The sequence below is a fragment of the Intrasporangium sp. genome (genome assembly GCF_036566125.1).
Taxonomy (GTDB): Bacteria; Actinomycetota; Actinomycetes; order Actinomycetales; family Dermatophilaceae; genus Intrasporangium.
Genome location: NZ_DATCWX010000163.1, coordinates 1 through 10,657, shown reverse-complemented (window position 1 = coordinate 10,657; position 10,657 = coordinate 1). Strand labels below are relative to the sequence as shown.

Annotated in this window: 9 protein-coding genes; 3 read left to right on the top strand and 6 right to left on the bottom strand. The window is 68.6% G+C overall.

The window, feature by feature from the left end; all coding sequences use genetic code 11:
• A partial coding sequence (locus tag VIR15_RS09665; RefSeq protein ID WP_331927265.1) for a helix-turn-helix domain-containing protein occupies positions 1 to 479 on the bottom strand: 479 nt, incomplete at its 3' end.
• Positions 479 to 1,774, bottom strand: coding sequence for a homogentisate 1,2-dioxygenase (locus VIR15_RS09660; RefSeq protein ID WP_331927264.1), 1,296 nt, complete (start codon positions 1,772 to 1,774; stop codon positions 479 to 481). The genes VIR15_RS09665 and VIR15_RS09660, both read right to left, overlap by 1 nt.
• Before the next feature lie 80 nt (positions 1,775 to 1,854).
• Here VIR15_RS09660 and VIR15_RS09655 point away from each other — a divergent pair, with 80 nt between their 5' ends.
• Together VIR15_RS09655 and fahA are read left to right on the top strand one after the other, a co-directional pair.
• On the top strand, positions 1,855 to 2,724 hold the full coding sequence (locus tag VIR15_RS09655; RefSeq protein WP_331927263.1) for a hypothetical protein: 870 nt from the start codon (positions 1,855 to 1,857) through the stop codon (positions 2,722 to 2,724).
• Positions 2,721 to 3,956, top strand: a complete 1,236-nt coding sequence (fahA, locus tag VIR15_RS09650) for a fumarylacetoacetase (protein ID WP_331927262.1) — start codon at positions 2,721 to 2,723, stop codon at positions 3,954 to 3,956. The genes VIR15_RS09655 and fahA overlap by 4 nt, the downstream gene beginning before the upstream one ends.
• Positions 3,957 to 4,093: 137 nt before the next feature.
• On the opposite strand, the gene VIR15_RS09645 is transcribed toward fahA, so the two are convergent.
• From VIR15_RS09645 to hppD, 3 genes are all read right to left on the bottom strand, one after another.
• A complete protein-coding gene (locus VIR15_RS09645) occupies positions 4,094 to 5,695 on the bottom strand; it encodes a DHA2 family efflux MFS transporter permease subunit (protein WP_331927261.1) in 1,602 nt (533 codons plus the stop codon).
• A gap of 158 nt (positions 5,696 to 5,853) precedes the next feature.
• Entirely contained in the window at positions 5,854 to 6,681 is an 828-nt protein-coding gene (locus VIR15_RS09640; protein ID WP_331927260.1) for an RDD family protein, read from the bottom strand.
• Positions 6,682 to 6,887: 206 nt separating this feature from the next.
• Positions 6,888 to 8,123 carry a 4-hydroxyphenylpyruvate dioxygenase gene (gene hppD, locus VIR15_RS09635; protein ID WP_331927259.1) on the bottom strand — a complete coding sequence of 412 codons (1,236 nt, stop codon included), beginning with the start codon at positions 8,121 to 8,123 and terminating at the stop codon, positions 6,888 to 6,890.
• A gap of 108 nt (positions 8,124 to 8,231) precedes the next feature.
• Here hppD and VIR15_RS09630 point away from each other — a divergent pair, with 108 nt between their 5' ends.
• Complete coding sequence (locus VIR15_RS09630) at positions 8,232 to 8,780, top strand: Lrp/AsnC family transcriptional regulator (protein WP_331927258.1); 549 nt, start codon at positions 8,232 to 8,234, stop codon at positions 8,778 to 8,780.
• 128 nt (positions 8,781 to 8,908) lie between these two features.
• Here VIR15_RS09630 and VIR15_RS09625 read toward each other — a convergent pair.
• Positions 8,909 to 10,657, bottom strand: a 1,749-nt coding sequence (locus VIR15_RS09625) for a bifunctional metallophosphatase/5'-nucleotidase (protein ID WP_331927257.1), incomplete at its 5' end; no start/stop codon positions are given.

Below are 10,657 nucleotides of genomic sequence, written 5' to 3'. Positions count from 1 at the left end.
CGGCCGGCCGCTCCCCGGTCGAGCGGGTGCCGGGCGCCGGAGCGGTAGGCCACGTGGAAGTCGGTCCACGTCGGCTCGACGACGACCAGGGCCAGCCCTTCGTCGCCCTCGGACACCGTCAGATGGGCGGTGGCGCCGACCGAGTCGGCCAGCTCCTGGAGGATCGGCCGGGCCTCGGTCCGCACGAGGGGGGTGACCGCGGCGGCGAGCCGGCTGACTCCGAGGCCGAGGCGGACCCGGCCGCCCGGCCGTCTCGTGACGAGGTGGTGGGCCTCGAGGGCCGTGACGAGCCGATAGACGACGGGGCGGCCGACATCGAGCTGCGCGGCCAGCTCGGTGATGGTCAGGCCGCTGGCGCGGCCTGGAAGGGCCAGCAGCTCGAGCAGCTGGATCCCACGGTCCAGCGTCTTGGAGCTCTCCGGCGCCGGCCGTCCGGCGGCAGGAGGGGCTGCTCCGGCCCCGTTGAGCGGTCGGCCCATCACCCCTCCGAGTGGGCTCCGTCGGTGTCCTGCAGAGCCGCCACCGCCTGACCACCCGCCTGCTTGCCCGCCGCCCGTGACCACGACAAGGCGTAGAGCCCGTCGTCGGCTGCGAGGCCGGCCTCACCGAGCTCGAGCGGCCGGAACGTGTCCACCATCACGGCCAGCTCGTCGAAGTACTCCACGCCGATCGACCCCTCGGTCGCGCCGGGCTGGGGTCCGTGCGCATGCCCGCCCGGGTGGACCGAGATCGACCCGCGGCCGATGCCGGAGCCCTTCCGGGCCTCGTAGTCGCCATCGACATAGAACATGATCTCGTCGCTGTCGACGTTGGAGTGGTAGTACGGCACGGGGATCGAGAGCGGGTGGTAGTCGACCTTGCGCGGCACGAAGTTGCAGACGACGAAGCCCATCCCCTCGAAGACCTGGTGCACGGGCGGAGGCTGGTGCACACGTCCCGTGATCGGCTCGAAGTCGCGGACGTTGAAAACATAGGGATAGAGGCACCCGTCCCACCCGACGACGTCGAGCGGGTGGAAGGGCAGGACGTGAATCGACCCGACCACGCTGTTTCCCGGACCAGGCCCTCGCCCGCGATGCTTGATGTAGATCTCGGTCTCCTCGTCGGCGCTCGCCCCGATGTCCTCCGCCAGCAGCGGCCCGCCCGGGCCGCGCAGGTCTCGCTCGCAGTACGGTGCGTGCTCGAGCAGCTGGCCATACCTGCTCAGGTAGCGCTTCGGCGGCGAGATGTGACTGTTGGCCTCGATGCAATAGGCCCGGAGCGGGTTGGCGGCATCCTCGACTGGGAGCCACCGGTGCGTCGTCGAGCGGGGGATGATGACGTAGTCGCCCTCGGCGACAGCGAAGGCGCCGAAGACGGTTTCGACGTGAGCCGCGCCACGCTCGATGTAGACACATTCGTCGCCCATGGCGTTCCGGTACCACGGGCTGGGGCGGGCAGCGACAGCGTAGGAGATCCGCACGTCGCCGTTGCCGAGGACGAGCCGGCGGCTCGTGACGACGTCGGCCTCCTGCACCGCCGCGTCGTCGAACAGGTCGTGCAGCTTGAGGTGCCGGGGCGTCAAGGGATGGTTCGGCGTCGTCGACTGGTCCCGTACCTCCCAGACCCGCGACGCCGAGACGGTCGAGGGGATGTTGCGGTGGTAGAGCAGTGACGAGTCGGAGGAGAAGCCCTCCTCGCCCATCAGCTCCTCGTAGTAGAGCTCGCCTCCGTCGCGGCGGTGTTGGGTGTGCCGCTTGGGCGGGATGTTGCCGGCTGCCCGGTAGTACGCCATGTCTGCCCCTCGATCATCGCGGCGTCCGATTTTCGGACGTTGGTGTCTCCCTCAAGACACACTGGAGTACCCTCCGGGACATGTCAAGGTCGACCGGATTCCCCCACCATGCGCGGCTCTTCGAGCACCTCGTCGACGACGCGGCCGTGTTCCCGCCGGGGCTGGCTCCCATGGACGTGGCCGTCCGGGACCACGTGGATTTCCAGGATGGGCCGTATGCCGCTCAGCTCGGTCCGCTGCTCGTGCCGGCTACCGCGGCGGCTGAGGTGGCCGCCCTCGCCGCTCGTGACCCTCGTGCGGCGCGCTCCCCGCTACGGGTCGGTCTCGTCGTGCGCCCTGGCGGTTCGCTCGAGCCACTGACTGACGCCGTCCACCTGCTGCGGGACGAGCCCGCCGTGCACGTCGGGAGCGTCGAGGTCGGCTGGTCCCCCGACTGGCGGCAGGTGCTCGAGCTCGGGCTGCCCGTCGTGGTCGAGGTCGGACGCGGGGCGGCCCAAGCACAGGGGCTCGACGAGATCGCCGAGGCAGGCACCCGCGGCGCCGGCGTCCGAGCCAAGTTCCGCACCGGTCAGACGCCGACCTGGCCATGGCCGGACGAGGCCGCGCTGGCGGAGTTCCTCCACGCGACCGTGGTGCGGGGTCTGGCGTTCAAGCTCACGGGCGGCCTGCACCATGTCGTGCGGGGCGACGACGGTGGGGAGCCCATGCACGGCCTGCTCAACGTCCTGGTGGCCACCCATGACGCCCTCGAAGGGGCGGGGACCGCACACGTCGCGCGCACTCTCGAGGTGACGGACGTCGAGCACCTCGTCGGGCGCCTGACTGCGCTCGACACCGAGGACATCGAACGGCTGCGCGCATCCTTCACCGGGTTCGGCTGTTGCGGCGTCCTCGATCCGCTGACCGAGCTGGAGGCCCTCGGCCTCCTCCCCGAAAGGACCACGGCGTGACCACCTGGCTTGACGTCCCAGCCGACCACCCCTTCGGCATCCACAACCTGCCCTACGGGGTGTTCTCCACCAGCCGTGACGCCACGAGGCGCGTCGGGGTCAGGATCGGCGATGCCGTCCTCGACGCCGGCGCCGTCGCAGCGATCGGTCGGGACGGCGGTCAGCTGGGCGCCGGTCCCGATCTCGCGACCGCTTGGCAGACCGCGAGCCTCAACGCGTTCCTCGGTCTGGGCCGACCAGCGTGGACCATCGCCCGCGAATGGCTGACCGAGATCCTCACCGATGACGTGCACCGCGCCGGCGTGGAGCCGCATCTGCACCCCCTCGACACCGTCACCATGCACATGCCGATCGAGGTCGCCGACTACGTCGACTTCTACGCCAGCGAGGACCATGCCTCCAACGTCGGCAAGATCTTCCGGCCGGACAACGCGGCGCTGCCGCCGAACTGGAAGCACCTGCCCATCGGCTACCACGGCCGGTCCGGCACCGTCATCGTCTCGGGGACCGACGTCGTGCGCCCCAGCGGTCAGCGCAAGGCGCCGAGCGACCCCACCCCGGTCTTCGGTCCGAGCATCCGCCTCGACATCGAGGCCGAGCTGGGCTATGTCGTCGGCGGAGCCACCGAGGTCGGCACGCGGGTCTCCGTCGACGAGGCGGCCGACCACCTCTTCGGCGTCGTCATCCTCAACGACTGGAGTGCCCGAGACATCCAGGCGTGGGAGTACGTCCCGCTGGGCCCCTTCCTCGGCAAGTCTTTCGCGACGTCCATCTCGGCGTGGGTGACGCCCCTCGACGCGCTTGCGCAGGCCCGGCTGGCCCTGCCGGGGCAGGAGGAGCCCGCCGTCCTGCCCTATCTCGAGGGGCCGGCGTTCGGGCTCGACATCCACCTGGAGGTCGCTCTCAACGGCACTGTCGTCACCCGACCGGAGTACGCCGGAATGTACTGGTCACCCGTGCAGATGCTCGCGCACCTGACCGTCAACGGCGCATCCCTGCGCAACGGTGATCTCTTCGGCTCCGGCACGGTGAGCGGCCCGGAGAAGGGCACACGGGGCAGCCTGCTCGAGCTCACTTGGAACGGCACGGAGCCGCTCCTCCTCGAGGACGGCTCGACCCGCGGCTTCCTCGAGGACGGCGACACCGTGACGATCACCGCCTGGGCCCCCGGACCGGACGGCACGCGGATCGGCCTCGGCGAGGTCTCGGGGATGATCCGCCCCAGCCCCTGAAGCCCACCATGGGCGAGTGTGCACGGGCCGCCCCCCGAACGTGTTCACTCGATCAGGGCGGAGGAGGCCCTCCTGCCCTGATCGAGTGAACAACTTCCGGGGCGATGCCGGGCGTTTCGGCAGACTCCTTGTGAGTGTCAGTGGGCGACGACCGGGGCCACGGTCTGGTCCGGGCCGTCGCTCTCCACGTCGTCGAGCAGGTGTGACTCCTCTCGCCTGCGGGGCAGGAACAGCGCGGGAATGAGGGTCAGGCTGACGAGGATTGCGGCCACGAGGAAGGTCTGCCCGAAAGCGTCGGCGGCCTGCTCGAGCCCCTCCGCCACGCCGGCCGGTCCGCCGATCTGCCCGGCGATGGCTGGGTTGCGCCACGTGGCGATGGCCGGTCCGGCGAGCGGCTTGGCGGCGAGCAGGTTGGTGAAGACGACCGAGATGACGGCGATGCCGATGGAGCTGGCCACCTGCTGGGTGATGTTGAGCAGCGTCGAGCCACGGGCGACCTGGTGCGACCTCAGTGTCCTCAGCGCCGACGTCATGAGCGGCATCATCGTCGCACCCATACCAAGACCCATGACGAACAGGACCGGGATGAGGTAGCCCCAGTACGGCGTGTCAGCGGTCACCTGCGTCAGTGCGAACATACCGCCGACGATGAGCAGCAGGCCGAAGGGGACGATGCGGCCCACGGGGAACCGGTCCGCGAGCGCGCCGGCGATGGGCATGGTGACCATCGCACCGAGGCCTTGTGCCGCGACCAGCCAACCGGAGTCGACCGGACTCTCGCCCCGGACGAGCTGGAAGTACGTCGGCACGAGGAAGAGCGCCCCGAAGAAGGAGGCCGCGAAGAGGAACATCGTGATCGTCGAGACCGTGAAGTTCCGGACGACGAAGAGGCGCAGGTCGAGCAGCGGGTGCTTCGGCCGGAAGCTGTAGAGAACGAACGTGAGGAGCATGATCACGCCGATGGTCGCGGGCACGCCGACCTTGAGCGAGAAGAAGGTGCCCTCTCCGGGGATGGAGCTGATCCCGTAGAGGAAGAGCGCGAGACCGGGCGACATGAGGAGCATGCCGATGACGTCGAACGACTCCGACGGCTGCGGCCGGTCCTTCGGCAGGGCGAGCCAGGCGTAGGCGATGGCGGCGATGCCGAGGGGCAGGTTGATGAGGAAGATCCAGTGCCACGAGTAGTGGTCGATGAGCCAGCCGCCGAGAATCGGGCCGAAGATCGGGCCGAGGAGCATGGGGACACCGAGGATCGCCATGAGCCGGCCCATGCGGGCAGGCCCGGCGGCTCTCGTCATGATCGTCATGCCAAGAGGCATGAGCAGTCCCCCACCGAACCCTTGCAGGACCCGGAAGAAGATGAGCATGCCGATCGAGTCGGCCGTCGCGCAGAGGGCCGAGCCCGCCGTGAAGAGCGCGAGAGCGAGCAAGTAGGGCCGCTTCGTGCCGAAGCGGTCCGCGGCCCAACCGGTCAGCGGAATGACGGTCGCGAGCGCCAGCGTGTATGCCGTGATCGTCCACGCGACGGTGGAGTACGGAAGCGGGTTGGCCGGGTCCGTCGAGAACTCCTCGGCGAAGGTCGGCAGGGCGACGTTGACGACCGTGATGTCCAGGATCGACATGATGGCGCCGAGGACGACGACGCCGGCCACCTTGAGGACGGCGGCGTCGATCTTGTCCGGGTACTGCGCCGGTCCTCCGGGTTGGCTGGCCGCCGTCGTGGCTGAAGCAGGTGACACGTGTCCCCCTGGTCATGGAGAAGCTTGGGAGTTGAGGGTTGGCCGAACTGGCCAGCGGCGTCTTTGCCGCAGCAGCGCAGATTTGCGCGCAGACCATTGTGCACCCAGGCCCTGCTCCGTCCGCAAAGCTTTTTGGAGGAGTGCGAGTCACCCGCGGGTCACATCGGGCGTCGCGGCTGCTTCCCGACGGTCACATAGGTGCTGGCGACCTTGTCGTGCAGGGCCTGACGCTTGCTGTCCCACAACGGCCACAGCCCGTCGATCAGGGTCAGCAGCCCGATGAACGTGCTGACGAGCGGAAGGATGCGGCGCTTGATCGCGGTCGTCAGGTCGAGCGGCCCTGGTCGGTCGGTGCGGCGCACACTGATGCGAAGCGCCATCTTGCCGGGCGTTTGTGCGACCGTGACCCAGAAGGCGATGGCGTAGACCGACGCAACGACCCAGGACAGCAGCCCAGCCTTGACCGACACTCCGGCGATGGAGGACACGAAGTCGTTCATCGCAGACTGGTCACTCGTCTCAAGCGCGGTCGTGAACCTGTCGACGAGCTCGTTGTACTCGGGCACGAAGATGGGCGTGAGCAGTTGGACGACGATCCCGATGATGATGCCGTCGAGGATCCAGGCGAGCAACCGCTTGCCCCATGAGGCGAGCGGGACGCCGTCCTCGGTGACCGGGCCCTGCAGCCACTGCTGCGCCTGGGGGGCGCCCGGGTACTGCCCAGCCCCCGGGTAGCCCTGGTACTGCTGGCTGTGCTGTCCCGGGTACTGCTGCGTTTCCTGGCCCTGCTGCCCACCGCTCGGCACCTGCCACGCGCCACCCTGGGGCAACGGAGCCGTCGGCGGCTGCGGCTGTCCGATGGTGGACTGCGAGGCCGTCGGCGACTTCTTCGGTGCGGTGTGGCTCGTCCACGTCACCCCATCCCAGTAGCGGAGCAGGTCGGGATTGCTGGGGTCGTCGTACCACCCTGAGGGCTGCTGGCTCATGCCCCAACTCTGCCATGAAGCGGGGCCTCCGCCCTTCATCGCGACATAACCCACCGGGCGCGCGCCGCCGAGGTCATCCACCCTCTGTCGTCAGGCGATCGTTGCTCGCACCGGGGCCGGTCCGAGGTCGCCCGCCCGCACAGCGGGCCGAGTCGAGTCACGAAGTCGGCGAGCAACGGTCGTCCCGCCTGCTTGGCGACTGACGCCTAGAGGTTGCCGCGCCTGTCCTGCTCGCGCTCGATCGACTCGAAGAGGGCCTTGAAGTTGCCCTTGCCGAAGCCGAGTGACCCGTGCCGCTCGATGATCTCGAAGAACACCGTCGGGCGGTCGCCGAGCGGCTTCGTGAAGATCTGCAGCAGGTAGCCGTCCTCGTCGCGGTCGACGAGGATCTTGCGCTGCTTCAACTTCTCGATCGGCACGCGGACCTCGCCGATGCGAGCGCGTAGCTCGGGGTCGTCGTAGTAGGCGTCCGGCGTGTCGAGGAACTCGACACCTTCAGCTCGGAGCCGGTCGACGGTGTCGAGGATGTCGTTCGTCGCGAGCGCGAGGTGCTGGGCACCCGGACCGCGGTAGAACTCGAGGTACTCGTCGATCTGCGACTTCTTCTTCGCCACGGCGGGCTCGTTGAGCGGGAACTTGACCCGGTGGTTGCCGTTGGCGACGACCTTGGACATGAGCGCCGAGTAGTCGGTGGCGATGTCGTCACCGATGAACTCGGCCATGTTCACGAAGCCCATGACCTTGTTGTAGAAGCCGACCCACTCGTCCATCTTGCCGAGCTCGACGTTGCCGACGATGTGGTCGAGCGCCTGGAAGAGACGCTTCGGTGCGCCCTCCCGCTTGACGAACGTCGACGAGGCGGCGAGGTAGCCGGGTAGGTACGGACCGGCATACGCGCGGTCGCCGACGGTCCGCTGCACCAGGGTGTGCCGCGTCTCGCCGTAGGTGGCGATCGCCGCGACGCGGACGGTGCCGTGCTCGTCGGTGAGGTCGTGCGGCTCCTCGAGGACGGTCGCGCCGGCCTTCCGCGCCTGGGCGATGCACCGGTCGACGTCGGGGACCTCGAGGGAGATGTCGACGACGCCGTCCCCGTGCTTCGCATGGTGTGCGACGAGCGAGCTGTCCGGGCTCACCGCACCCTTGACGACGAAACGGATCGAGCCGGACTTGAGGACGAACGCCTTGTGGTCGCGGTTGCCGTTCTCGGGGCCGGAGTAAGCGACGAGCTCCATGCCCCACGCGCTCTGGTAGTAGTGCGACGTCTGGGTGGCGTTCCCGACGACGAAGACGATGGCGTCCCATCCGGTGACGGGGAAGACGTCCTTGGTCTCGTCGTACTCCACGAGCCCGACGAGCTGCTTGAGCTGGTCGAGGTCGAGGTCCGCCTCGCGCTCCTGGTCGGTCAGGTCTACTTGCAGGCCTCCGTGCACGTCAGTGGTCATGAGCCGGAGAGTTGCAAAGCGAGCTGAAGTGGTCAACAGAATCCGTTGAAAGTGGGCAGCATGCACAAAATGCTGGCCGTATGCCGCTGAGCACAGGACACTCTGTTCATGACCTCCCAGCCGTCCCCGCCTTCCACTCCCACCGCCCGCGGCCCGGTCGATGCCCTCGACTGCCGGATCCTCCTGCTGCTCCTACGTGAGCCGGGGGTCGGCGTGCTCGGGGCCTCCCGTCGGCTCGGCGTCGCACGCGGGACCGTCCAGGCCCGGATCGACCGCCTCCAGGCACGGGGTGTGCTGCGCTCGATGGCCCCCGACGTCGACCCCGCCGCCCTCGGCTATCCGGTGACGGCGTTCTGCACGCTCGAGATCCGTCAGGGGCGCGGTGGACACTCCCCCGTCGTGGACCACTTGGCCGCGATCCCCGAGGTGCTGGAGGCACACACCATCACCGGGTCGGGCGACGTCCTCATCCGGATCGTCGGAAGGGACAACGCCGACCTCCAGCGGGTGATCGACCAGGTCGTGGACGACACGCACGTGACCCGCGCCTCGACAGTGATCTCCCTGGCGACCCGCCTCGACCACCGGATGGTCCCGCTCGTCGAGCACCTACTCGAGCAGCGCCAGCAGCGTCAGCAGCAGCAGACCCCGCCCTGACCCGGCAACACACCCGCTTACCGCCTGGGCACCCCAGCTGCAGCCGGGGCCACCGCGCGGTAAGCGGGTGTGTTGCGGAAGAGGGTGGGTCGAGGGGTGATCGTCGGAGGGTGGGTCGGGGGTGATCGTCAGGTGGTGATCGTCAGCGGCGCGCTGTCCGAGACGAGGCTCCAGTCGATCGCGGAGAAGGTCGAGGGGTCGATGACCCCCTGCGCGCTCACCCAGTCGATGAGCAGCTGACGAATCTCGATCTGGCGGTTGTAGACGACCGGGGCCGACGTGACGTGCGGGAAGTTGCCGCCGCCGGACTGTCGGTAGTTGTTGATGGCGATGACGAACTCGCCGTCGAGGTCGATGGGCGAGCCGTCGTACGACAGGTCGAGGATCCGCCCACCGGGATCCTTGGCGAGATCGATCTCGTAGGTCAGCGCGGCATCGAACCCGCCCATGATGTCGTAGTTGTAGTCCGGCGTGCCGTTCGGCGCCGTGTCGGTCACGGCGTTCGTCAGGTCCCCCGGAGCGAAGGGTCCGGTGCCGCTCACCTTCTTGAAGTACCGCGACGAGTACTCGAGGTAGTCCTTGACCTGGGCGCCCGTCAGGACGATGGCAAGCAGTGTGTTGTCGAAGATGTAGAGACCCGCGACGTCGCGCACGGTGACGTCGCCGGCCGGGATCGCGGCATTCTTGTTGAACGGCGCCGCGATCGACAGCAGGGGCAGGTCCTCCTGCGGCGTCCCCACGAGGGCCTGCTTCACGGCGTCGGCCTGGACGTGGTTGATGAAGTCCATGGCGGCGGTGTCCTCGTACCGGGACGTCGACGCAGACATCGGTGAGAGGCACTCGCCGATGACGCTGTTGACGTAGTCACGCACCGTCTCATGCGAATCCCGCAGCAACGCCGCGATCTCGGGGTCCTCGGGTGCCGTGTTGGAGTTGAGGGTGGTCGCCCTGGACGAGGCGACCTGCCACTGGCCACGGACCTTGACGAGGTCGAGATCCATGACGGTGACGCGCATGCCCCAGTAGAGCGGCTCCGAGAGCAGCACCTGCTTGCCCGTCTGCTCATTCGTCACGAACCGCTGCGGAATCTCCTTGTGGGCGTGCCCGACGAGCACCGCGTCTATGCCGGGCACCTGCTCGGCCATGAGGGTGGCGGCGTTCTCCGGGTACGGCAGCGCGTCACCGTACGACGACGACGTGTCCGCTCCCGAGTGGACCGAGACGACGAGGACGTCGGCGCCGGCGGCCTTGAGCCTGGGGACGAAGAGCGCGGCCTGCTCGACGATGCCCGGGAACCTGACCCTGCCCTCGACGTTCGCCTTGTCCCAGATCGCCACGCCGGGCGTGACGAGGCCGAGGATGCCCACCTTGACCGGCTTCGATCCGGGCACCTGGACGGTCTTGATGACGTAGGGCCGGAAGACCGGCTGGCCGGTGTCCCAGTCGACCGAGTTCGCCGAGAGCAGCGGGAAGTTGAGCTGGTCCTCCCACGTCCGCAGCACGTCGAGGCCGTAGTTGTACTCGTGGTTGCCGAGGGCGGCGGCGTCGTAGCCGACGAGGTTCATCGACTGCGCCATGGGGTGCTTGGAGCCACTGGTGATGGGGTCGATCTTCGCGTAGTAGTACGCGAGTGGGGTGCCCTGGATCGTGTCGCCGGCATCGAGGGTGATGCACGTGTCCGGCCCGCGCTCGGCCCGGACCGCCTTGATGAGCGTGGCGGCCTTCGCCAGACCGACGTGGTTGCCGGCGGAGTCCTGGTAGACGGCGTCCTTGAAGTAGTCCCAGTTGTAGACGTTGCCGTGCAGGTCGGTCGTGCCGAGCACGGTGAGCCGGGCGCGGTGGTTGCCGCCCTGGTTGCTGCCGCCGGCGGCCTGGGC

Coding starts and splice junctions, on each gene's coding strand:
- VIR15_RS09640 (WP_331927260.1), bottom strand. CDS start 6,681: ATGAGCCAGCAGCCCTCAGGGTGGTACGACGACCCCAGCAATCCCGAC.
- VIR15_RS09655 (WP_331927263.1), top strand. CDS start 1,855: ATGTCAAGGTCGACCGGATTCCCCCACCATGCGCGGCTCTTCGAGCAC.
- VIR15_RS09660 (WP_331927264.1), bottom strand. CDS start 1,774: ATGGCGTACTACCGGGCAGCCGGCAACATCCCGCCCAAGCGGCACACC.
- hppD (WP_331927259.1), bottom strand. CDS start 8,123: ATGACCACTGACGTGCACGGAGGCCTGCAAGTAGACCTGACCGACCAG.
- VIR15_RS09630 (WP_331927258.1), top strand. CDS start 8,232: ATGACCTCCCAGCCGTCCCCGCCTTCCACTCCCACCGCCCGCGGCCCG.